We start from the raw sequence: 21,305 nt of genomic DNA on the forward strand, positions 1-21,305 counted from the left end.
TCGAAGCAGGGGAGGTGGAGCGATGGGAAGAACCTCGGATGCGATTGCCGAGGGCGTCTCGATCGCGTCTGCTGCCGCGCGGCTGACGGTGCGCAACCACATCCTCGTCGAGACCATCGCCCACGATGAACCCTTCGACGCCGAGCGCTTCGCGCCGTTCGCCGTCGAGACGCTGCTCGCGCTCGCCGACGAGCAGGATGCGGCGGCCGATCTCGCGCAGCGGCAGCGCAAGCGCGCGTGGGGCAAGCACAGCGACCCGCACGGCACGCACGACTACCGCGACCGCGATCTGTCGAACCTGCGGCGCCGCAGGCGGCAGTATCTCGGGGTGGCCAAGGCGCTGCGGGCGCAGGCAGAAGACCCCGCAGCGGTGCGCGCCCTCGTCGACGACTCGCGCGACGCGGCCTGGGGCGACGTCGAGAAGAATCTGCAGCGGCGCCTCCGCGCCGAGGCGGCCCGCCCCGACCTCGACGAGGATTACGAGCGGATGCGGTCGGCCCGGCTGCAGGCGCTCGTGATGGTCGACCTGCCTCGCCTCGCCGCCCATCGGCGTCATCTCGCGGCAGGCCGAGGGGAAGCCGGCCTCGATTCGGCGCCCGGCCCGATGTGATGTATTCTCGTCTAGTGCCCGCGCGCCGTTTCGTGCGCAGGCACCTGCGCCTCTAGCTCAATGGATAGAGCATCTGACTACGGATCAGAAGGTTGGGGGTTCGAGTCCCTCGAGGCGCGCACTGTGTTGAGACAGTATTGGAACGGCCCGCTTCGGCGGGCCGTTTCGCTGTTCTCCGGCGATGTCGTGGTCGCGGCGTAGGGTGGGCGGCAGCATCCGCCGCCCGAAGGAGCCCGGCCATGAGACTCGTGCAGGTCGCCCAGCACGCCGATGACCTCGATCGCGCCGCGCGCTTCTACACGGCGCTGCTGCGCACCGAGCCGACGGCGATGTTCGATCCGCCGGGCCTCCTCTTCTTCGACCTCGACGGGGTGCGGCTGCTGCTGGACCGCAGCGCGCCGTCGGCGCTGATCTACCTGCAGGTCGACAACGTGCACGAGGCGATCGAGCGGATGGGCGGCGCGATCGAGGTCGTCACACCGCCGCACGTGATCTTCACCCACGACGACGACACGCTGGGCCCCGCGGGCCATGAGGAGTGGCAGGGATTCGTGCGCGACAGCGAAGGCAGCACGATCGGACTGATCGCGTTCCAGCGCCCCTGAGCGCGGGCGCGACGTAGCCTGGGGGTATGAGCGCCTACGTCTCGGCGTTCGAGTTGTTCTCCGTCGGCGTGGGACCCTCGAGCTCGCACACGGTCGGCCCCATGCGGGCGGCCAGGGACTTCGCCGCGCGCCTGCGCGCGGTCGACGGTGTGGCGCGGGTGACCTGCGCGCTCTTCGGGTCGCTGGGGGCGACGGGCCTCGGCCACGGCACCCCCGATGCGGTCGTCGCGGGCCTGCAGGGTCTCGAGCCCGAGACCGTCGACCCGGATGCGGTGCGCTCCGCGTGGAGCGGCTGGCCCGACGGACGCGAACTCACCCTCGACGGCGGTCGCCGCATCCCGTTCGCCCGCGACGACGTGAGCTTCGAGCCGCGCACCCGGTTGCCCGGCCACCCGAACGCGATGACGCTGCGGGCGCTCGACGACCGTGGCGCCGTGCTCGTCGACGACACCTACTACTCGGTGGGCGGCGGGTTCATCCGCCGGGAGGGCGAGCCGCCGCAGGTCGCCGCGGCCCCGTTCCCGCTCGAGTTCGACTCGGCAGAAGACCTCCTCGCGCTGTGCGACGAGCGCCACATCACGATCGCCGAGGCGGCCAGGCTCAACGAGCAGGCGCTCCGAGGCGAGGAAGACGTCGCGGTGGGTCTCGACGCGATCTGGGATGCGATGGCCGGGTGCGTCGAGGCGGGACTGCATGCCGAGGGGATTCTGCCGGGGATGCTGCGCGTCAAGCGTCGCGCGGCGGCGATCAGGGCGCAGCTGGAGGCCGCAGAGGCGGAGAGCGGGCGCGAGCTTCCTGGGGAGTGGCTCGGCGCCTTCGCACTCGCCGTGAACGAGCAGAACGCCGCGGGAGGCCGCGTCGTGACCGCCCCCACCAACGGAGCCGCCGGCATCGTGCCGGCCGTCGCGATGTACTGGTGGCGGTTCCTGGCCGACTCGGGGCTCGGCGTCGGCAACGCGGTGACGCCGCATGGCGAGCTGGTCGGCTCTGCCCTGCTGGGCTTCCATCCAGAAGCAGAGGCGGCGATGCCCGAGCTCGACCCCGTGGAGGTCATCGAGGCGAACCGGCGCCGCGGCATCCGCCGCTACCTGCTCACCGCCACCGCCCTGGGCTCGCTCTTCAAGGCGAACGCGTCGATCTCGGGCGCCGAGGGCGGGTGCCAGGCCGAGGTCGGCTCGGCGTGCGCCATGGCCGCCGGGGGGCTGACCGCGGTGATGGGCGGCACCAACCGCCAGATCGAGAACGCCGCCGAGATCGCGATGGAGCACCACCTCGGCCTGACCTGCGACCCCGTCGGCGGTCTCGTGCAGATCCCGTGCATCGAGCGCAACGCGATCGCCGCCTCGACCGCCGTGACCGCCGCCCGGCTCGCCCTGCGCGGCGACGGCTCGCACTTCGTGTCGCTCGACACGGTCGTCGAGACGATGCGGCAGACCGGCATCGACATGTCGACCAAGTACAAGGAGACCAGCGAAGGCGGCCTCGCCGTCAACGTCATCGAGTGCTGAGGTCGCGGCATCCGCCCCCTGCCCCCGCCGGCCACCCGCATCTTGTGCGACCGCCCCCGGGGCGGGGATGCACCCGCGCACCGCCCCGCGCGCACACCCCGTAGACTCGCAGGGCCCGCCGACCCCGGAGCGGGCGACCCGAAACCCCGGAACGTCAGCAAGGATGCCGATGCCCGCACCGATCTCCGCGCCCGCGCGCGCCCGCCGCAGCGCCGTCGCCGCCCGCACCTGGTGGGTCGTCGTCGTGCTGGGCCTGGTCGGCCAGCTCGCCTGGACCGTCGAGAACATGTACCTCAACGTGTTCGTGTACGACACGATCACGACCGACCCCACCGTCATCGCGATCCTCGTGGCGGCGTCCGCGGCCGCCGCGACGCTCGCGACGATGCTCGTCGGCGCCTGGTCGGATCGCGCCCGCACGAGACGGCCCTTCATCGCGGTCGGCTACATCCTCTGGGGCGCGACGACCGCCTCGTTCGGCTTCGTGCAGCCCGATCACGCCGCCGTGGCAGGGCAGGCGGTGGGCCTCGCGGTCGTCAGCATCATCGTGCTCGACTGCGTCATGTCGTTCTTCGGCTCGGGCGCCAACGACGCCGCGTTCCAGGGCTGGGTGACCGACTCGACCGAGCCGGGCAACCGCGGCCGGGTCGACGGTGTGCTCGCGATCATGCCGCTCATGGGCATGCTCGTCGTCTTCGGCGCCCTCGACGGGCTCACCCAGGCCGGGCAGTGGCAGCTGTTCTTCGGCATCGTCGGCGCGGTCACCGCCGCGGTCGGCATCGTCGCGTGGTTCCTCGTGAAAGACGCCGACATCCAGCCTCAGACCGAGGGGTATCTCGCCGCGCTCGTCTACGGGCTCAGGCCCTCCACGGTGCGCGCGAACCCGCGGCTGTATCTGCTGCTGCTCGCGTGGGCGATCGTCGGCACCGCGACGCAGGTGTTCATCCCCTACCTGATCATCTACATCCAGCGGTACCTGCGCATCGACGGCTATGCGATCGTGCTCGGCAGCGTCCTGATCCTCGCATCGGTCATCAGCATCCTCGGAGGCCGCGTCATCGATCGCGTCGGCAAGATCCGCGCGATCGTGCCGGCCGCCGCGATCATGGTCGCGGGCCTTGCCGGCATGTTCTTCGCGAGGGGGATGCTGCCGGTCATCGTCTTCGGAACCATCATGATGGGCGGCTTCATGCTGTCGGTCGCGGCCCTCGCCGCGGCGGTGCGCGACGCGACCCCCGATGGACGTGCGGGCACCGTGCAGGGCCTGCGGATGATCTTCGCGATCCTCATCCCGATGGTCGCGGGCCCCTTCATCGGCGCGGCCGTCATCGTCGGGGCCAACGAGACCTACGACGACCTGGGCGTCATCAAGCAGGTGCCCACGCCCTGGATCTTCGTCGCGGCCGCCGTCGTCGCCGCGTTCGTCGTGATCCCGGCCTTCGCGCTGCGGCGGATGCCGGCGGCCCGCTCCGCCGACGCCCTCCGGGAGCGCAGCAGCGCATGACCACGGCGCTGACGACCCCGTGGGGCGAGCGGCTCGATCGCACCGCGCCCCTGCCGGAGTATCCGCGCCCGCAGCTCGTTCGGGGCGACTGGGCGAATCTCAACGGCCTGTGGTCGTATGCGATCGCGGGGGCATCCGGCATCGACGTCGCCGACCCGCTCTCGGCCGCCGACCCCGCAGAGCCTCCGACGCGGTGGGACGGCGAGATCGTCGTGCCGTTCTCGCCCGAGACGGCGCTGTCGGGGGTGGGACGTACCGTCGCAGCCGATGAGACGCTCTGGTATCGCCGCACGTTCACTCTGCCGAGGCCGCTCGCCGCCGGCGAGCGCGTGCTGCTGCACTTCGGCGCGGTCGATCAGACCTGTCGCGTGGCGGTCGACGGGCACGAGGTCGGCGGGCACACCGGCGGCTACCTGCCGTTCGCGCTCGATGCGACCTCCGCCCTGGGCGACGAGGCAGAGCACGATCTCGTCGTCGCGGTGCGCGACGTGACCGATCGGTCGTGGCTCGCGCGCGGCAAGCAGTCGAGCAGGCGAGGGGGCATCTGGTACACGCCGCAGTCGGGCATCTGGCAGACGGTGTGGCTCGAGATCGTGCCGTGCGTGGCCGTCGACGGGCTCGTGCTGACGCCGCACCTGGCGGGGTCAGGTGCCGGGTCAGACCCCGAGGTCGAGATCACGGTGCGCAGCGATCATGCGGATGCCGCCGCCACCGCCCGCGTCGAGCTCGCCGCCGCCGACATCGTGCTCGCGGCGGTCGACGTTCCGGTGAACACCCCGACCCGCATCGCGCTGCCGACTCCGGTGCGCACCTGGAGCCCCGACGACCCGTTCCTCCACGACGTGACGGTGACGCTCGGCACCGACATCGTGACCAGCTACCTGGGCATGCGGTCGTTCGGAGTCGGCCGCGACGACCGCGGGCATCCTCGGCTGCTGCTCAACGGCCGGCCCCACCTGCCGGTGGGCCTGCTCGACCAGGGCTACTGGCCCGACGGCGGCTACACGGCGCCGAGTGACGCGGCGCTGGAATACGACATCGCCCTGGCCCGGCGTCTGGGCTTCACGATGCTGCGCAAGCACATCAAGGTCGAGCCGCTGCGCTGGTACCACCACTGCGACCGGCTCGGCATGCTCGTCTGGCAGGACGCGGTCAACGGCGGCACCGCCTACAACCCGCTCGTGATCACGGCGCCCGTCGTCGGCGCGCCCCCGCTCGATGACCGTCGCCATGCCCGGTTCGGGCGGTCCGATGCCGCCGGCCGCGCACAGTTCGAGGTCGAGCTGCGCGAGATGATCGAGCACCTGCGCAGCGTGCCCTCGATCTCGCTGTGGGTGCCCTTCAACGAAGGGTGGGGCCAGTTCGACGCGGCACGCATCGCCGAGACGCTCGTGCGCGAGCTCGACCCGACCCGGCCGATCGATCACGCGAGCGGGTGGCACGACCAGGGGGCGGGCGACCTGCGCAGCCTCCACGTCTACTTCCGCCCGGTGCGTGCTCCCCGAAAGCGCGACGAGCGGGTGCTGGCGGTCACAGAGTTCGGCGGGTACAGCCTCGCGGTGCCTGGCCATCGCTGGGGCACGCGCACCTTCGGCTACCGCGTCTACCGCCGCCGCGACCGCTTCGCGCGGGCGCTCGCGCGCCTGCACCGCCGCGAGCTGGTCCCCGCGATCCGCCGGGGCCTCGCAGCCACCGTCTACACCCAGCTCTCCGACGTCGAAGACGAGGTCAACGGCCTGGTCACCTACGACCGCCGCTTCGTGAAGGTCGACGATGCGCTCATGCGCGCGCTCGTCGCCGAGCTGGAGGCGGCGGCATCCGTCGCCCCCGAACCGGAGGTCACCCCATGACAGAGCGCGAGCTCACCGCCCCCGTGTCGCTGACGCTGCCCGGCGGCACCCTCAACCCCGACGCCCTGGGCTGGGCGCGGCAGCCGATCGTCGACACGACCGGCATCGGCGGCCGCTTCTGGGGGCGCAACAAGCGGTGGGAGTACTGGAACGTCACGACCCCGACGCACATCCTGGCCCTCACCGTGTCGTCGATCGACTACGCGGCGGTGCACGAGGTGTGGATCTTCGACCGCGCCACCGAGCAGCAACGGCACCGCAGCGTCACGGTGCTCCCGGCCAGAGACGTCGAGCTGCCGCCGAGCCTCGAGCAGGGCCCCAGCCGTGCGCGCGCGAAAGACATCGAGATCGAGATCACCGAGGTGCCGCAGGGCACCCGCATCCAGGCGCGCATGCCCGGCGCGGCCTTCGACGTCGTCGCGGCGCTGCCCGAGGGGCACGAGCGCCTCGCCGTCGTCGTGCCGTGGAGTCGCACGAGGTTCCAGTACACGGTCAAAGACGTCGCCCGGCCGGCGACCGGCACGATCATCGTCGACGGGGTTGCGCACGCCGTGCCCGAGGGCGAGTCCTGGGCGGTGCTCGATCACGGCCGCGGTCGCTGGCCCTATGACATCCGCTGGAACTGGGGAGCCGGCTCCGGGCGCTCCGGCGGTCACGTGATCGGCATCCAGGTCGGGGGCAGGTGGACCGAGGGCACCGGCTCGACCGAGAACGCGTTCTTCGTCGACGGGCGGCTGCACAAGATCAGCGACGAGCTCGTCTGGGAGTACGACATCGCGCACTGGCGCCGCCCGTGGCGCATCACCGGGGGCGGCCTGAAGGCGACCTTCACGCCGGTCTACGACAAGCAGACCCGCACGCAGCTGATCGTGCTCGCCTCGCGCACCGACCAGTGCTTCGGCACCTGGTCGGGCACCTTCACGACGCCGGACGGCGAGCTCATCGCCTTCGAGGGCATCAACGGCTGGGCCGAAGAGGTGCACAACCGCTGGTGAGCGCCGCCGTCGCGGGCCTAGGCTGAGCGCCGGACCCACCGACGGGCAGGAGGCCCCGCATGTCGTTCCAGGCATACCTCGACAACATCGAGGACAAGACCGGGCTGACTCCGCGCGCGTTCATCGCGAAGGCGGACGAGAAGGGCTTCGGCCCCGGCACCAAGGCGGGCGAGATCGTCGCATGGCTCGGCGACGACTACGGCCTCGGGCGCGGCCACGCGATGGCGCTCGTGCACGTCATCACGAAGGGCCCGCAGATCGACGGGAAGCACGTCGGCACCGGCACCGCCCACAGCGACAAGACCGACACGCTGTGGCTCGACGGCAAGGCGTCGAACCCGAACGCCTGAGCATGGACGCCACACTGACTCCCGCCGTCGTCATCGACGGCCTTCGGGTGCGCCGAGGGCGCACCGAGGTGTTCGACGGGATCGATCTCGAGATCCCGCGCGGTCAGATCACGGGCCTGCTCGGCCCGTCGGGATGCGGAAAGACCACCCTCATGCGCTCGATCGTGGGCGTGCAGCTGGTCGACGGCGGGTCGGTGACGGTGCTGGGGCACCCCGCGGGGAGTCGGATGCTGCGCCGCGCCGTGGCGTACGACACCCAGGCCGCGAGCGTGTACGGCGACCTCACGATCCGCCAGAACCTGTCGTATTTCGCCCGGCTGCTGGGAGCCCCCCGGTCGGATGTCGACCGGGTGATCGCCCAGGTCGGCCTCGAGCAGCAGGCGGGGCAGACCGTGGACTCGCTCAGCGGCGGCCAGGAGAACCGCGTGTCGCTCGCGGTGGCGATGCTCGGCACGCCCGAACTCATCGTGCTCGACGAGCCGACCGTCGGGCTCGATCCGGTGCTGCGCGCCGAGCTGTGGGACGTCTTCCGCGGCCTCGCCGACTCCGGCGCGACCCTCGTCGTCTCGAGCCACGTCATGGACGAGGCGCTGCGATGCGACCGGCTGCTGCTCATGCGCGCCGGTCGCATCATCGCCGACACGACGCCCGACGCGCTGCTGGCCGACACGGGGGCGGCGAACCCCGACGACGCCTTCCTCGCGCTCATCGCGCGCGACGCGGCCGCACACGAGGGGACGCAGCATCCGCTGACCCGCCGCGAGGCGCGCGACGGCGGTGCGCGATGAACGTCATGCTCACGCTGTCGACCGCGCGGCGCGTGCTCCGCCAACTGCGGCACGATCCCCGATCGATCGCGCTCATGCTGGTGGCGCCGAGCCTGCTGGTGGGCCTGTTCGCGTGGCTGTTCAGCGACCAGGACGGCGTGTTCGACATGTTCGGCGGGCCGATCCTCGCGCTGTTCCCCTTCATCGTGATGTTCCTCATCACCTCCGTCACGACGCTGCGGGAGCGCCGATCCGGCACACTCGAGCGGCTCATGACCACGCCCATCGGCAAGGCCGACTTCGTACTCGGCTATGCGCTGGCCTTCGGCCTCATGGCGACGCTGCAGGCCATCGTCACGGTGACCTTCGCCGTGACCGTGTGCGGACTCGAAGTCGACGGTCCGGTGTGGCAGCTGGGCCTGGTCGCGATCGTCGACGCGATCCTCGGCACGGCGCTGGGGCTGCTGGCGAGCGCCTTCGCGCGCACCGAGTTCCAGGCCGTGCAGTTCATGCCGGTGCTCGTGTTCCCGCAGATCATCCTCGGCGGTCTGTTCATGCCGCGCGACCAGATGCCCGAGGTGCTCGAGGCGATCAGCAACTGGCTGCCGCTGAGCTACGCCATCGACACCATCAACGCCGTCACCGCCGGCGACGAGGGGTGGGACGTGTGGCGGCCGCTGCTGATCGTCGTCGCATTCGCGGTCGGCTCGCTCGTGCTGGCGGCACTCACGCTGCGGCGGCGCACGCCCTGAAGGTCAGCGGTCGCGCAGCTTGCGCGTGAGGGCGAGGAGTTCGGCGAGCTCCTCGTCGCTGAGCACCGACATGCGCTCGGCGATGGTCGTGGCGTGCGCGGTCGCGAGCTTGCGGAAGGCGGCGGCCGCCTTGGGTGTGGCGCGCACGATCGCCCCCCGTCCGTCGTCGGGGTCGGGGAGCTTCTCGACGAGACCGTCGACGACCATCCGATCGACCAGGCGCGAGACCGAGGGCTGACTGATCAGCAGGTTGGCCGTCACGTTGCGCAGCCTCGCCTGCAGGCCGGGGGAGCGCACCACCGTGAGCAGCACGTCGTACTCGGAGTTGGTCAGTGTCGCGCCTTCGAAGTCGGCGGAGATCTCGCCGAAGATCTCATGCTGCGCGCGGAAGAGGCTCTCCCAGGCTTCGGCGGCGAGACGGCGGTCGGTCATGCGCACCAGCGTAGTGGGGCGCATAGGCTTCACATGGGAAGGCTATGGGGAGGGTTCCGTGCACGGTATGATCGCGCGCTCGTCGTCTGCATCGGGGCGGATGCTGCTGCTCCTGGTCCTGCTCGCCGCGCTGGTCGCCGGGCCTGCGGTCGCCGGCCCCGCCCCCGCGGCGCGCGCCGACGTGCAGGACTTCTCGTTCTCGAGCCTCGACGTGGACTTCACCCTGACGAGGGCCGACGACGGCACGAGCAGGCTCAGGGTCGTCGAGACCTTCGCGGCCGAGTTCCCCGAGTACGACCAGAACAGGGGCATGCGCCGCAGCATCCCTGACTCGTACGAGGGTGCGCCGCTGCATCCGACGCTCGTCTCGGTGACCGACGAAGCGGGCGCCCCACGGCCGGCCGAGACCGAGAGCGAAGACGGCTATCTCATCGTCACCAGCGCCGCCGACGACTACGTGCACGGCGCGCAGACCTATGTCTTCACCTACACCCTCGAGAACGTCACCCGATTCTTCGCCGACACCGGCGCCGACGAGTTCTACTGGGATGTGCTCGGCGAGGAGTGGGCGCAGCCCTTCGCCGCCGTGTCGATGACGCTGCACCTCGATGCCGAGCTCGCCGCCGCCCTCACCGGCGAACAGGCGTGCTACCGCGGCTGGACGGGATCGACCGACCGGTGCGAGATCGCCGTCGGCGCCGACGGTGCGACGATCACCGCGTCGGCGGCCGAGCTGCAGCCGTATCAGTCGGTGACGGTGGCCGTCGGGTTCGCGCAGGGCACCTTCACGCCGTTCGATTCGTCGCCGCTCTCGTCGGTGTGGGGCTGGCTGACGATGGTCGCCGGCGCGCTGCTCGCGGCCGCCTTCGTGTGGGCGGCGCGCGTGCGCCGGCGGATGCTGCGCGACGAGCCGGGGCGCGCCACGATCATCGCCGAGTACACCCCGCCCGCCCAGGTCGACGCGCTCGAGAGCGCCGTGCTGCTGGGGAAGACGGCCAAGGCGATCCCCGCGGAGGTGCTCGAGCAGGCGGTGCGCGGCAGCATCCGCATCCTCGAGGGGGAGCGCAAGTTCTTCGGCGGCGTGAAGCTGCGGGCCGAGCTGCTCGATCGCACCCGCGCCGATGCCGATGGGCGCATGCTGCTCGACGGTCTGTTCGGGCGCTCCGGCGGCACCGGCTCGATCTACGAGTTCGGCAGCACCGACACGCGGCTGTCGAAGGCCGCGCAGGCGATCCTCAAGGCCGCGGAGCGCGAGCTCGAGACCAGAGGGCTGCGCAAGAAGGTGTCGCTGTCGACGCGCTCCGGCCCGCTGTTCGCGGTGATCGGCGCGGCCGCGCTCGTCGCGGTGTTCGCCGTGCTGGCGCTGATCGGCTACGTGGCGCCGCTGCTGCCGCTGGTCCTCCTCGGCGCCGCGGTGCTGCTCGTCGTGATCGCACTGATCCTGTTCGCGCACCAGCCGCTCACGGCGGAGGGCGCCGAGGTGCGCGACCACCTCGAGGGCCTCAAGATCTTCATCGAGTGGGCCGAGGCCGATCGCATCCGCATGCTGCAGTCGCCGGCCGGCGCCGAGCGGGCGCGGGTGGATGTCACCGACCCTCGCCAGAAGCTCGAGCTGTATGAGGCGCTGCTGCCCTACGCCGTCGTCTTCGGACAGGAGAAGCAGTGGGCGAAGGAGCTGGCGGTGCTCTACGGCGCCGCCGCACCCGCCTGGTACATCGGCACGCACGGCTTCGACGCGTCGGCCTTCTCGTCGGGCATCTCGACCCTCTCGACCGCGTCGTCGACGTCGTCGTCGACCTCCGGCGGCTCGTCGGGCGGCGGCTCCGCCGGTGGTGGAGGCGGCGGTGGCGGCGGCGGTGGGGTGTAGGTCGCCCCTCCCGCTGGTCGGGGAGCGCGCCGCAGGCGCGCTCTTCCGCTGGTCGGGGAGCGCGCCGCAGGCGCGCGTATCGAGACCACGCGCACCGTACGGGAACAGCGACCAGGTCTCGATACCCCGCCTGCGGCGGCTACGGTTCCTGAGTAGCGCCGCGCAGCGGCGCGTATCGAAGGGCGACCTTGCCACTTGCCGCGTCAAGTCCGCCTTCGGTGGCCGTGACCCGGCAGGTGGCAAGAGTAAGGGCCGGTCGGAGAGGCTTCCGGCCGGCCCTTGTCCCTTGCACCAAGAGTGTCCTGCAATCACATGCCGGTAGCTGCCACAGCAAAACAACTACCGTGCAAGCACTCTATAACGACGAGATAACGGAAGGGAAGACCTCGGCGTTATCTTTTCGTGATTCTTTGCCGACCCACAGCATCTGCTCAGAATCGGCGAGAGCGAGCCCGGTCCGGGCCCGGCGGCAGGTCATAGGATCGGGACGAACCACCGAGGAGAGCCGAGTGATCGAGAACAGCACGCTGCGCCCGGTCGCGCGCGCGGGGTCGCTGGCCGAGCAGGCGTACCGGGCGATCCGCTCGAGCATCGCCGACGGGTCGCTCGCGCCCGGCTCCGCGATCACCGAGCGGCAGCTGGCCTCGACGCTCGAGGTGAGCCCGACCCCCGTGCGCGAGGCGCTGCGCAAGCTCGAGCACGAGGGCCTCGTGGTGCGCAGTGACGCGCGCCGGCTCACCGTCGCCCCCGAGCCGGTCGAGACGGTGGAGGAGCTGCGGCAGGTCGAGATCGTGCTGCGGGCGATGGAGGCCCGCTTCGCTGCACGCAAGATCGGCGAACCGGCGCTCGAGCGACTCCGCGGCATCCTCGCGCGCGCCCAGGCGGGAGTGCAGGATCTGCCCCCCGAAGACCTGCTGGTGATGGCGCGGGAGTACGACGCCGAGGTCGCAGAGGCCGCCGAGAACCCGGGGCTCCGTCGCATCATCGAGAGCTTCACGATCCTCGGCGGCGACGACCGCAATCACCTCGACCTGGTGCTCGTCGGCGACCCGGCATGGCGGCGGATGCGGCTGCAGCAGCACCGCGACCTGTTCGCGGCGCTGGAGGCCCACGATGAGGACCTCGCCGAGCGCATCACGCGGCAGAATGCCCGATCGGCGCTGTCACGTCTCGACGGTGACGGCCACGGCGCCGATCACGCCGACGGCGAGGGAGTGGCGCCGTAGCTGCGCTGCTGCCGGTAGCCCGCGAGTATGAAGTCGTCGCTCGCGAGGTAGGCGAGGTCGCGCGCCTCGCCGGCCCGCACCGCCTCGACGGCGCCCGGCAGCGCGTCCAGCGCCTCCCACGGCACCAGCACGACGCCGTTCGCATCGCCGTGCACGAGGTCGCCTGTCGAGATCTGCTCGCCGTCGATGAGCACCGGCTCACCCACCGCCGACAGCTCGAAGTTCGCGTGCGAGACGACGGTGTAGCGCGAGAAGTAGTGGAAGCCGTTCGCGCGCACCTCGGCGACGTCGCGCAGTCCGCCGTCGGTGACGATGCCGACCGCTCCCAGGCGCTGCGCGAGGGTCGTCATGATCTCGCCGGCGTAGGCCACTCGGTGGGGTGTGCCGCTGGCATCCTTCATGACGATGACGACGGGGCCGGTCATCGCCTCGAGCCGCTCCCACAGCTCCCAATAGCCGCTCTGGTCGGCGGCGCGACCCACCGCATCCGTCGCGGTGACCGTGAGGGCGCGGCCGACCATGGTGCCGAGCTCCGGGAAGTTGCAGCGGATGCGGCCGCCGAGGTAGCCGGCGCGCCGATCCCGCAGCGCGAGGCGCTCCAGCGCGTTCGCGACGGTCGGGCTGTCGACGCCGGCGAGGAAGTCGAGCTCGGCGGGGGACGGCGTTCTGTCATCGGCCATGGAAATGCCTCCTTGCACTCGGCGATGTCTCGTTCTATCTTGCTATAGCAAATATCAACAGACAAAGGAGTCTGATGGACAATCTCGTCCCGACGGTCACGGTCGCCACCGCGCGCGCCCGGCTGAACCTGCGCGCCGCGATGCTCGTGGCGCTCGCCGTCTTCGCTCAGGAGTCGGTCTGGAACTTCTACGACGCCCAGGTTCCCGCATCCATCGCCCAATACACCTCCAGCGCCGCCCTCATCGGACTGCTGATGGGCGTCGACAACGCACTCGGCATCGTGTTGCAGCCGCTCGTCGGCCACCTCTCCGACCGCACCCGCACCCGGTTCGGGCGCCGAGTGCCCTACATGGTGGTCGGGGCGATCATCGCGGCGGTGTTCTTCATGCTGATCCCGTTCGCGGGATCGTTCGGAGCGCTCATCGCCTGCATCTTCGCGTTCGCGATCGTCGCGAACTCGTTCAAGGCCGTCACCGAGTCGCTCACCCCCGACTTCCAGGTGCCTGGGCGCCGCAGCCTCGCCAACGGCATCGCCAAGATCGCGACGAGCCTCACGATCATCGTGTCGGCCCTGATCAGCCTGCTCGTGGTCGACGAGAGCCTGGAGCTCGCCTTCGCGATCCCCGCCGTCATGATGGTGTGCGCCATGCTCATCGTGGGCTTCACGCTGCACGAGACCCGCTCGCCCGGTTACCAGCGCGCCGTCGCGCAGCGGGGCGGCGAGGGCGAACCCGAATGGACCTTCCGCCGCGTCGTGGGCGAACTCGTGCGCGATGCCGACCGCAGCCGCGTCTTCCTGCTGCTGGCGATCTTCGCGACGGCCGGCTCATGGGCGGCGCTGCGCTCGCAGCTGACCCCGTACGCGATGGAGGTGCTCGACCTCTCGCGTGGCGAGGCAGGATCGCTGACGCTGCCGGCGGGCCTCGCGTTCATCGTGGTCGCGCTGCCGATCGCGTTCCTCTCCGACCGCATCGGGCGCCGCCTCATGGTGCGGATCGGCCTGGTGGTCTTCATCGCCGGAGCCCTGGTCGCCTTCTCGGTGCCGAACCTCCCGGTCACCATCACCGGCGTGATCATCGCGTCGGTCGGCTACGCCGCGTTCTCGATCAACGGCATCGTGCTTATGTGGAACCTCGCCCCGAGCGCCGCCGTGGCGGGGGCCTACACCGGCATGTACGCGTTGGCGAGCGCCCTGGGCGCCTCGCTCGGGCCGGCCCTCATCGGTCTCATGGTCGACGCGACCAGCTGGCGCCTGCTGTTCCTGCACGCGGCGATCCTGGCCGTCGTCGCGCTCGTGCTCTTCCTGCTCGTGCGCAGCGAGAACCACCCCGCCCAGACCGCCGAGGCCGCGCAGGACGCCGCCACCGCAGCCCTCGCGGCCGAGGCGAAGGGGGCCGTCGCATGACGCGTCGCCTCGACGACTTCGCGCCGCAGCATCCGGCGTGGGACCTGCTCACCGGCGTCACGCCCTTCCAGGCCTTCGAGGGCGACTCGCGGTTCCCCTTCTCGCTCTATGTGCCGCGGCGCTACCGCGAGCTGGCGGGAGAGCTGCCCGTGCTCGTGAGCGTGCACGGCACGGGGCGCAAGGTCGAGCGCTCGCGCGACCAGTTCATCCCGTTCGCCGAGCGCCACGGCGTCGCCGTGCTGGCGCCCCTGTTCCCTGTGGGCATCGGCGAGCCCGACGACGTGTCGAACTACAAGGAGCTGGCCTACCGCGGCATCCGCTTCGACGAGATCGTGATCGGGATGCTGCAGCAGGCGGCCGCGCGGTGGCGACTGCGCACCGACCGGTTCTTCCTGGCGGGGTTCTCGGGCGGCGGGCAGTTCGCCCACCGCTTCGCCTACCTCCACCCCGAGCGGCTGCTCGCCGTGTCGATCGGAGCCCCCGGGCGCGTCACCCTGCCCGACACCGCCGAGCCCTGGCCTCACGGCGTCGGCGGCGCGGGTGCGGTCTTCGGCGCCGACGTCGATCTCGCCGCCGTCGCGGCCGTGCCGATGCAGGTGGTCGTCGGCGCCGACGACCATGCCGCAGAGCTTCTCGCCGCCGTCGCCGAAGACCCACGAGAAGCGCGTGCGGGCGCCACCCGTGTCGCGCGGGCGACCGCTCTCGCCGAGGAGCTGCGCGCCCTGGGCGCCGACGTCGACCTGAGCATCGTCCCCGGCGCCGGCCACGACCCCCTCGCCGTCACCGCCGAGGTCGTCGCGTTCTTCGAACGCGTGCCGGCCGCCGCCGCGCCCACTCCCGCCCCCGAAGGAGCCCCCGCATGAACACCCCCGACTCCGTCCGCGTCTTCGTGCCGATCGGCATGCTGGGCGGCGGCTTCCCCGAAGAGATCGTCGAGCGCGGCATGGCCCTCGGCGCCGACGTCATCGCCGTCGACGGCGGCTCGACCGACTCGGGGCCGCACTACCTGGGGTCGGCGACGGCCAAGTCGCCCACCGCCTCCATCGCCCGCGACCTGAGGCTGCTCCTGCGCGCGGCGGCAGCGCGCGGCATCCCGCTCATCGTCGGGTCGTGCGGCACGAGCGGAACGGATGCGGGTGTCGACTGGGTCGCCGGCATCGTCGACGACCTCCTCGCCGAAGAGGGGCTCGACCTGCCCGTCGCCCGCATCTACAGCGAGCAGCGTGCCGACGACCTGACGCAGCACCTGGCGGCCGGCCGCATCCACCCGCTGCCGCCGATGGGCGAGCTCGACCCCGCGACGCTCGACGACTGCACCCACATCGTGGGGCTCATGGGGCACGAGCCGATCGTCGAGGCGCTCGAGGCCGGCGCGCAGGTCGTGCTGTGCGGACGCGCGACCGACACGGCCGTCGCCGCCGCGGTGCCGCTCATGCGGGGCATGCCGGCCGGACCCTCCTGGCACGCCGGCAAGATCGTCGAGTGCGGGGCGCAGGCCACGACCAATCCCCGCACCGGCGGCATCTTCGCCACGATCGACGCCACCGGCTTCACGATCGAGGCGGTCGACGCCGACACGGCGTGCACGCCGGTGTCGGTGGCCGCGCACATGCTGTACGAGAACGTCGACCCGTTCCTGCTGCGCGAGCCCGACGGCACGCTCGATGTGCGCGAGGCGACCTACGTCGCCCTCGACGAGCGGCGCGTGCGCGTGGAGGGCTCGGTGTTCCACCATGCCGCCCAGCACACCGTCAAGCTCGAGGGCGCCCGGATCGCGGGCTATCAGACGATGTCGTTCGTCGGCGTGCGCGAACCGCAGGTGCTCGCCGACCCCGAGGCGTGGGCGCAGACCCTGCGCGGCTATCTCGTCATGAGGATCCAGCAGGCGCTCGGCCTCGGCCCCGACGCCTACGAGTTCGACCTGCGCCTCTACGGGTACGACGCGATCCTGCGCGACCTCGACCCGGCCGCATCCGCCCCTCGCGAACTGGGGGTCATGCTCCTCGTGAGCGCCGCCGACCAGCAGACGGCGACCGCGATCGCCAAGACCGTGAACCCCTACCTGCTGCACATGCCGACGGCGGCGATGGACTATCTGCCGAGCTTCGCGTTCGCGATGTCACCGGCCGAGCAGGAGCGCGGCGCGACCTACGAGTTCGTGCTCAACCACGTCGTCGATTCGCCGAGCCCCACCGCCCTCTTCCGCATCGAGACCGGAGTCGCCGCGCATGTCTGAGTCCACCCGCACCCTCGCCGACGCGTGCCACGAGGTGCGCTCGAAAAACGCCGGACCCTTCTGGGTGACCATCGACGTCTTCGTGAAGGATGCCGCCGACTACGCGGTCGTCGCCGACCCCGGCTACCTCGACGAGGAGCGCATCGGCGCGATCTACCGCGTCGACCCCGCTCAGATCCGCATGTTCCGGCTGCCGGACCTGCGGGTCGTCAAGGTGTCGTTCCCGCGGCCGGTGAGCCAGGGGTCGCTCCGAGACACCGACATGCACGCGGGGCAGCACCATGTGCCGCTCGCCGTGCTGCCGCTGCCGTGAGAGCGGTCAGTACCAGTTGACCGACTGCGAGTGCGACCACGCGGCGCACGGCGATCCGTAGGCGCGATCGATGTAGTCGAGCCCCCATTCGATCTGCGTCGAAGCGTTCGTGGCCCAGTCGCTGCCGAAGCTCGCCATCTTGCTGCCGGGCAGGGCCTGCGGAATGCCGGTGGCACCGCTGCCGGAGTTGTAGGCCTGGTAGTTCCAGCCCGACTCCTTCTGCCACAGCGACGACAGGCACGAGAACTGGTCGGAGCCCCAGCCGTAGGTGTCGGCGGCGATCGCGGCGGCGGTCGCTTTGGCGCCGGCGACGGTGTTGGCGGCAGCGAGGGCCTTGGCGGCCGCTTCTGCCTTCTTCTTGGCCTCCGCCTTCTTCTTCGCGATGCGGGCCTTCTCGGCGGCGGCCTCGGTCTCGGCCTTCGCGGCCGCTTCGGCGGTGTCGATCGCGTTCTGCAGCTCGGCGGTGGCCCTCTCGACCTTCGTCGTCGCATCGGCGGTGCGGTCGACGACGTCGGTCAGCAGCAGGGTGGGAAGAAGGTCGAGGCCGCTGAGCTGATCCACCTCGGCCGTCAGCGACGCCGTGTCGATCGAGGTCTGCGCATCGCCGAGATCCAGACCGGATGCCTCGGCCGCCGTCGAGGTGAGCGCGGCCTCGGCGAGGCTCGCGCGGGCATCGTCGAGAGTGCTCTGCGCGTCGGAGGCGATGGCCGCCAGCGGCATCGCCTCCGGGTCGGCCGACGTGGCGGCGACAGCCGCGACGCTCGACATCGACACGGCGGTCGCGGCGGCCGCCAGGCCCAGCAGCACATCGCGGGCGAGCGTGCGGCGGCGCTTCGAGTGCTGCGCACGGAGCGTGCGGCGGGTGCCGGTGGCGGGGGTGGAGGGCGTGTCGAGGTGATGCATGTTGGAGCGCGTTTCGTATCGGGGGAGTCGTGCCGCGACCGGGTGACGGCCGCGCTCGTCGGGTGCGAGGCGGGGCACAAGTCCCCGAGTCTGGGCGCCCGTTCTGGACGGATCCCCAGCGTCACCTGGGAGAACCGTGAGAGGGCCGAATCGTTTCAGCCTCCGAGCGACACCGGAGCGAGCACGGTCCACCGCCGTTCTCGCACCCACACGACGCCGAGTTCGCGGCGCTCTGCGCGGGTCGCGAAACGGTAGTGGAACGCCACCGTGCGCACCCATCTCGGGCGCTCGCCCTCGAACGGATCGACCCGCAGCAGCGCGAGCGTCGGCGGGTCGGCCTCGAGCAGCCGCACGACGAACATCGCGAACCAGTCGTCGAGCGATCTGCCCAGCGGCAGGAACCACATCAGCCAGTCGAGCCGCAGGTGATACGGCGCGAACCACCGCGGCACGCGGGTCGGGTCGCCCGGCTTGCCCTTGAACTCGTACTCCCGCCACCCGGCGGTCGCGGCGTCGGCGTCGAGGGTCCCCTCCACGACGTATTCGATGCGCTGCTTCGTCACGGTTCCGAACGCGCCGTAGGCGTTGCCCAGCTGCCAGCGGTTGAAGCTCGCATTCATGAGCTGGCGGTGGGCGACGAGGTTGCGCGCGGCCGGCACGCTGATGACGACGTACGCCGCGCCCAGCGCGCAGGTGACGATCACCCACACCAGGGGCGTGCCGTCGATCATCCAGGGCAGGGCGGATGCGGGGGCCGCCGCATCCGGAATGCCCACCGCCGAGAAGGCCAGCACGATCGTCGCCCAGTTGAGCCACGCGAAGTTGCCGGTCACGACGAGCCACAGCTGCGTCGCGATGACCACCGCCGCCGCGGCCGTGCCCATGAGGGTCGGCACGGGGCCGGGCACCCACAGTCCGACGAGCGGCGCGAACAGCAGCCAGGGCACGACGAGCTGCGCGAAGTGGTTGCCGATCACCTCGAGCTCGTGGAACCACCGCGGCAGCAGGTGCGCCTGCCGGCTGAAGGGGCCTGGCATCGGCTGGGTCTCGTGGTGGTAGGTGAGAGCGGTGAGGTCGCGCCACTCGCGCCCGCCGCGCAGCTTGATCATGCCGGCGCCGAACTCGAGGCGGAACAGCAGCCACCACACGAGCACGATCACGACCGTCTGCGGCGGCTGGTCGCGCGAGCCGAGGAAAGCGGCGAGGAATCCGGCCTCGAGCAGCAGCATCTCCCAGCCGAAGCCGTAGAAGGTCTGCCCGATCGAGACGATCGAGAGGTAGCCGCCCCACAGGAGCAGGAACGCGATCATCGGCAGCCACGGCGGTCCGAGCTGGGGGAGCCCCGCGACGAGCGCGGCCGCGATCGCGATGCCCGCCCCGCACAGGGCCGCAAGGCGCCGGTCGGTGTAGCGCACGCGCGTGAAGAGGGTGGGATGCAGCATCCGCCGTCGCGCCGGCGATGAGCCCGCCCATTCCAGCAGCCGAGGGGCGGGGAGCAGCCCGTGTTCGCCGAGCAGCGGGCGGAACTGATTCAGCGTCGAGACGAACGCGACGAGGTAGAGCGCGGCGATGCCCCGCTGCAGCACCTCTCGTGCCAGCACGTAGTCGACCGCCGCGAACCCGTGCACGGCGTCACCCTGCGGCTCCCCGGGAGAGGTCGGGGGCCTCGGCGATGTCGAACTCGTGCCGGAGGGCGCTGCGCGCGGCGTGCCAGCCGGCCAGGCCGTGCACGCCCGGCCCGGGCGCGGCGGACGCCGTCGCGAGATAGACGCCGGGGATCGGGGTGCGCCACGGATCGCGCGAGAGCGTCGGGCGGCGGAGCATCTGCCGCAGGTCGGGGGAGCCGGCGGCGATGTCGCCGCCGACGTAGTTGGGGTTGTGCGCCGCGACGTCGACAGCGGTGCGCGACGAGACGGCGAGGATCGTGTCGCGGAAGCCCGGCGCGAACCGCTCGAGCTGGGCGATCACGGCCTCCGTGCGGTCGACGGAGCTGCCGGCCGGAACGTGCGTGTAGGTCCACAGCGTGTGGGCGCCCGCGGGCGCGCGGGTGTCGTCGAACAGCGACGGCTGCGACACCAGCACGTAGGGGCGCTCGGGCATGCGGCCGCGCCGCACGGCGTTCTCGGCCGCCGCCATCTCGGCGCGCGTGCCGCCGACGTGCACGGTGCCGGCCCGGCGCACGTCGGCGTGCGCCCAGGGCACCGGCTCGCGCAGCGCGAAGTCGACCTTGGCGACGGCGCCGCCGTAGCGCACGGCAGCCAGGCGCCGGCGGTAGGCCGCGGGCATCCGGTCGCCCGCGAGCCGCACGAGCGCGCGCGGGGCGACGTCGGCCAGCACGACGCGGGCGTCGAGTTCGGCGAGCGAGCGCACCTCGTGCCCCGTGACGACCTCGCCGCCGTGGGCGCGCAGGTCGGCGACGAGGGCATCGATGATCGCCTGGCTGCCGCCGATCGGGATCGGCCAGCCCTGCGCGTGGGCGTAGGCGCCGAGGGCGAGTCCCGCCCCCGCCGCCGCGAGCGAGGGCTGGGCGAGGATCGCGTGGGCCGCGACCCCCGTGACCAGGGCCGGCGCCGCATCCTCCCGGAACCGGACGTTCCACGCGAGAGTGCCCTGCTCGGCGGCGCGCGCCGCGAACCGCGCGGCCGTGAGCGGATGCTGCGGCCACCGCACGAGCGTCGCCCCGGTGAACTCGGCCACCTCGGCGGCCCGCTCGGCGAGCGGCCGCATGAGCCGCTCGTAGGCGTGGCCGTCGCGCCCCAGTCCGTCGCGCGTGCGGGCGAGATCGCGGTGGGCGACGGCGGCGCGGCCGCCGTCGAGAGGCTGGGCGAACGACACGTCCGGCACCGCGAACCCGACGCGCTCGCGCAGGCCGAACGCGCGGAAGAACGCCGACTCGAAGGCCAGCGGATGCACCGCCGAGCACACGTCGTGGTGGAAGCCGGGGAGGGCCAGCTCGCGGGTCGACGCGCCGCCGCCTGCCCGCTCGTCCCGCTCGTAGACCCGCACCGACAGCCCCGCACGCGCCAGCGTCACGGCGGCGGCCAGCCCGTTGGGCCCCGCGCCGATCACGGCGGCGTCGAGCGGTCGCGTCACGGCCGGTCCCTCCTCTCGCGGGCTCCCTCTCATCCTCCCGCGTGGGAGGCGATGACGGCAGAGGCGGGTCGCGGCGGCGGGCCGACAGCATCGGCTCACCCGCTCGGGGTGGTCTTGAGCCGACACTCCCTGAGCCGCTTCCACGGGCTGTGCCCGCCCGCTAGAGTCGCGAACAGACGGCGGCGTGGCCGCCACACCGTGAGTGGTG

20 protein-coding genes and 1 tRNA gene are annotated in these 21,305 nt (G+C 71.7%); 16 read left to right on the top strand and 5 right to left on the bottom strand.

Translation table 11 applies throughout. The features are described 5' to 3' along the window. Positions 1 to 22: 22 nt before the first annotated feature. The 10 genes from OAW74_RS11990 to OAW74_RS12035 all read left to right on the top strand — a co-directional run bounded on the left by OAW74_RS11990 (position 23) and on the right by OAW74_RS12035 (position 8,941). Positions 23 to 610, top strand: a complete 588-nt coding sequence (locus tag OAW74_RS11990) for an asparagine synthase (RefSeq protein WP_262874615.1) — start codon at positions 23 to 25, stop codon at positions 608 to 610. Between the two features lie 46 nt (positions 611 to 656). After that, positions 657 to 729: transfer RNA gene (locus OAW74_RS11995), tRNA-Arg, on the top strand. A gap of 120 nt (positions 730 to 849) precedes the next feature. Then, on the top strand, positions 850 to 1,215 hold the full coding sequence (locus OAW74_RS12000; RefSeq protein ID WP_262874616.1) for a VOC family protein: 366 nt from the start codon (positions 850 to 852) through the stop codon (positions 1,213 to 1,215). A gap of 26 nt (positions 1,216 to 1,241) precedes the next feature. Beyond that, complete coding sequence (locus OAW74_RS12005) at positions 1,242 to 2,723, top strand: L-serine ammonia-lyase, iron-sulfur-dependent, subunit alpha (RefSeq protein ID WP_262874617.1); 1,482 nt, start codon at positions 1,242 to 1,244, stop codon at positions 2,721 to 2,723. A gap of 169 nt (positions 2,724 to 2,892) precedes the next feature. Continuing rightward, the gene (locus OAW74_RS12010; protein ID WP_262874618.1) at positions 2,893 to 4,227 is read left to right on the top strand and encodes an MFS transporter; all 1,335 of its coding nucleotides are present in this window, start codon (positions 2,893 to 2,895) and stop codon (positions 4,225 to 4,227) included. Continuing rightward, positions 4,224 to 6,077 carry a glycoside hydrolase family 2 protein gene (locus tag OAW74_RS12015; protein WP_262874619.1) on the top strand — a complete coding sequence of 618 codons (1,854 nt, stop codon included), beginning with the start codon at positions 4,224 to 4,226 and terminating at the stop codon, positions 6,075 to 6,077. The genes OAW74_RS12010 and OAW74_RS12015 overlap by 4 nt, the downstream gene beginning before the upstream one ends. Beyond that, positions 6,074 to 7,072: a DUF2804 domain-containing protein gene (locus tag OAW74_RS12020; RefSeq protein WP_262874620.1), complete on the top strand. Its 999-nt coding sequence runs from the start codon at positions 6,074 to 6,076 to the stop codon at positions 7,070 to 7,072. Before OAW74_RS12015 ends, OAW74_RS12020 begins: the two co-directional genes overlap by 4 nt. 59 nt (positions 7,073 to 7,131) lie before the next feature. Further along, on the top strand, positions 7,132 to 7,422 hold the full coding sequence (locus tag OAW74_RS12025; RefSeq protein WP_262874621.1) for a DUF4287 domain-containing protein: 291 nt from the start codon (positions 7,132 to 7,134) through the stop codon (positions 7,420 to 7,422). A 2-nt stretch (positions 7,423 to 7,424) separates the two neighbouring features. Beyond that, positions 7,425 to 8,210, top strand: coding sequence for an ABC transporter ATP-binding protein (locus OAW74_RS12030; RefSeq protein WP_262874622.1), 786 nt, complete (start codon positions 7,425 to 7,427; stop codon positions 8,208 to 8,210). Further along, positions 8,207 to 8,941, top strand: a complete 735-nt coding sequence (locus OAW74_RS12035) for an ABC transporter permease (protein WP_262874623.1) — start codon at positions 8,207 to 8,209, stop codon at positions 8,939 to 8,941. The genes OAW74_RS12030 and OAW74_RS12035 overlap by 4 nt, the downstream gene beginning before the upstream one ends. 3 nt (positions 8,942 to 8,944) lie before the next feature. On the opposite strand, the gene OAW74_RS12040 is transcribed toward OAW74_RS12035, so the two are convergent. Next, positions 8,945 to 9,373 carry a MarR family winged helix-turn-helix transcriptional regulator gene (locus tag OAW74_RS12040; protein ID WP_262874624.1) on the bottom strand — a complete coding sequence of 143 codons (429 nt, stop codon included), beginning with the start codon at positions 9,371 to 9,373 and terminating at the stop codon, positions 8,945 to 8,947. 67 nt (positions 9,374 to 9,440) lie between these two features. Here OAW74_RS12040 and OAW74_RS12045 point away from each other — a divergent pair, with 67 nt between their 5' ends. Both OAW74_RS12045 and OAW74_RS12050 read left to right on the top strand, forming a co-directional pair. Next, complete coding sequence (locus tag OAW74_RS12045) at positions 9,441 to 11,240, top strand: DUF2207 domain-containing protein (RefSeq protein ID WP_262874954.1); 1,800 nt, start codon at positions 9,441 to 9,443, stop codon at positions 11,238 to 11,240. Positions 11,241 to 11,749: 509 nt separating this feature from the next. Continuing rightward, positions 11,750 to 12,466, top strand: a complete 717-nt coding sequence (locus OAW74_RS12050) for a GntR family transcriptional regulator (protein ID WP_262874625.1) — start codon at positions 11,750 to 11,752, stop codon at positions 12,464 to 12,466. On the opposite strand, the gene OAW74_RS12055 is transcribed toward OAW74_RS12050, so the two are convergent. Next, on the bottom strand, positions 12,436 to 13,146 hold the full coding sequence (locus OAW74_RS12055) for an RraA family protein (RefSeq protein WP_262874626.1): 711 nt from the start codon (positions 13,144 to 13,146) through the stop codon (positions 12,436 to 12,438). The two genes, OAW74_RS12050 and OAW74_RS12055, sit on opposite strands and share 31 nt — an antisense overlap. A 74-nt stretch (positions 13,147 to 13,220) precedes the next feature. Between OAW74_RS12055 and OAW74_RS12060 the strand changes: the two genes are divergently transcribed. From OAW74_RS12060 to OAW74_RS12075, 4 genes are read left to right on the top strand one after another with little or no spacing between them, the layout of a single operon-like run. Then, positions 13,221 to 14,552, top strand: a complete 1,332-nt coding sequence (locus OAW74_RS12060; RefSeq protein WP_262874627.1) for an MFS transporter — start codon at positions 13,221 to 13,223, stop codon at positions 14,550 to 14,552. Next, positions 14,549 to 15,415: a hypothetical protein gene (locus tag OAW74_RS12065; RefSeq protein ID WP_262874628.1), complete on the top strand. Its 867-nt coding sequence runs from the start codon at positions 14,549 to 14,551 to the stop codon at positions 15,413 to 15,415. The genes OAW74_RS12060 and OAW74_RS12065 overlap by 4 nt, the downstream gene beginning before the upstream one ends. Next, a complete protein-coding gene (locus OAW74_RS12070; RefSeq protein WP_262874629.1) occupies positions 15,412 to 16,788 on the top strand; it encodes a DUF1446 domain-containing protein in 1,377 nt (458 codons plus the stop codon). Before OAW74_RS12065 ends, OAW74_RS12070 begins: the two co-directional genes overlap by 4 nt. Further along, a complete protein-coding gene (locus OAW74_RS12075) occupies positions 16,781 to 17,101 on the top strand; it encodes a DUF4387 domain-containing protein (protein WP_262874630.1) in 321 nt (106 codons plus the stop codon). The genes OAW74_RS12070 and OAW74_RS12075 overlap by 8 nt, the downstream gene beginning before the upstream one ends. Before the next feature lie 6 nt (positions 17,102 to 17,107). On the opposite strand, the gene OAW74_RS12080 is transcribed toward OAW74_RS12075, so the two are convergent. The 3 genes from OAW74_RS12080 to OAW74_RS12090 form a co-directional block, all read right to left on the bottom strand. After that, a complete protein-coding gene (locus tag OAW74_RS12080; protein WP_262874631.1) occupies positions 17,108 to 18,004 on the bottom strand; it encodes an aggregation-promoting factor C-terminal-like domain-containing protein in 897 nt (298 codons plus the stop codon). A 155-nt stretch (positions 18,005 to 18,159) separates the two neighbouring features. Next, positions 18,160 to 19,632, bottom strand: coding sequence for a lipase maturation factor family protein (locus OAW74_RS12085; protein ID WP_262874632.1), 1,473 nt, complete (start codon positions 19,630 to 19,632; stop codon positions 18,160 to 18,162). Between the two features lie 4 nt (positions 19,633 to 19,636). Further along, positions 19,637 to 21,130, bottom strand: coding sequence for a phytoene desaturase family protein (locus OAW74_RS12090; RefSeq protein ID WP_378733925.1), 1,494 nt, complete (start codon positions 21,128 to 21,130; stop codon positions 19,637 to 19,639). Positions 21,131 to 21,305: the final 175 nt, after the last annotated feature.

The sequence above is a fragment of the Microbacterium fluvii genome (assembly GCF_025515205.1).
In the GTDB taxonomy this organism is placed as follows: domain Bacteria; phylum Actinomycetota; class Actinomycetes; order Actinomycetales; family Microbacteriaceae; genus Microbacterium; species Microbacterium fluvii.

Coding starts and splice junctions, on each gene's coding strand:
- OAW74_RS12025 (WP_262874621.1), top strand. CDS start 7,132: ATGTCGTTCCAGGCATACCTCGACAACATCGAGGACAAGACCGGGCTG.
- OAW74_RS12060 (WP_262874627.1), top strand. CDS start 13,221: ATGGACAATCTCGTCCCGACGGTCACGGTCGCCACCGCGCGCGCCCGG.
- OAW74_RS12075 (WP_262874630.1), top strand. CDS start 16,781: ATGTCTGAGTCCACCCGCACCCTCGCCGACGCGTGCCACGAGGTGCGC.
- OAW74_RS12090 (WP_378733925.1), bottom strand. CDS start 21,130: ATGAGAGGGAGCCCGCGAGAGGAGGGACCGGCCGTGACGCGACCGCTC.
- OAW74_RS12035 (WP_262874623.1), top strand. CDS start 8,207: ATGAACGTCATGCTCACGCTGTCGACCGCGCGGCGCGTGCTCCGCCAA.
- OAW74_RS12055 (WP_262874626.1), bottom strand. CDS start 13,146: ATGGCCGATGACAGAACGCCGTCCCCCGCCGAGCTCGACTTCCTCGCC.
- OAW74_RS12045 (WP_262874954.1), top strand. CDS start 9,441: ATGATCGCGCGCTCGTCGTCTGCATCGGGGCGGATGCTGCTGCTCCTG.
- OAW74_RS11990 (WP_262874615.1), top strand. CDS start 23: ATGGGAAGAACCTCGGATGCGATTGCCGAGGGCGTCTCGATCGCGTCT.
- OAW74_RS12080 (WP_262874631.1), bottom strand. CDS start 18,004: ATGCATCACCTCGACACGCCCTCCACCCCCGCCACCGGCACCCGCCGC.
- OAW74_RS12030 (WP_262874622.1), top strand. CDS start 7,425: ATGGACGCCACACTGACTCCCGCCGTCGTCATCGACGGCCTTCGGGTG.
- OAW74_RS12020 (WP_262874620.1), top strand. CDS start 6,074: ATGACAGAGCGCGAGCTCACCGCCCCCGTGTCGCTGACGCTGCCCGGC.
- OAW74_RS12070 (WP_262874629.1), top strand. CDS start 15,412: ATGAACACCCCCGACTCCGTCCGCGTCTTCGTGCCGATCGGCATGCTG.
- OAW74_RS12005 (WP_262874617.1), top strand. CDS start 1,242: ATGAGCGCCTACGTCTCGGCGTTCGAGTTGTTCTCCGTCGGCGTGGGA.
- OAW74_RS12040 (WP_262874624.1), bottom strand. CDS start 9,373: ATGACCGACCGCCGTCTCGCCGCCGAAGCCTGGGAGAGCCTCTTCCGC.
- OAW74_RS12000 (WP_262874616.1), top strand. CDS start 850: ATGAGACTCGTGCAGGTCGCCCAGCACGCCGATGACCTCGATCGCGCC.
- OAW74_RS12015 (WP_262874619.1), top strand. CDS start 4,224: ATGACCACGGCGCTGACGACCCCGTGGGGCGAGCGGCTCGATCGCACC.
- OAW74_RS12010 (WP_262874618.1), top strand. CDS start 2,893: ATGCCCGCACCGATCTCCGCGCCCGCGCGCGCCCGCCGCAGCGCCGTC.
- OAW74_RS12065 (WP_262874628.1), top strand. CDS start 14,549: ATGACGCGTCGCCTCGACGACTTCGCGCCGCAGCATCCGGCGTGGGAC.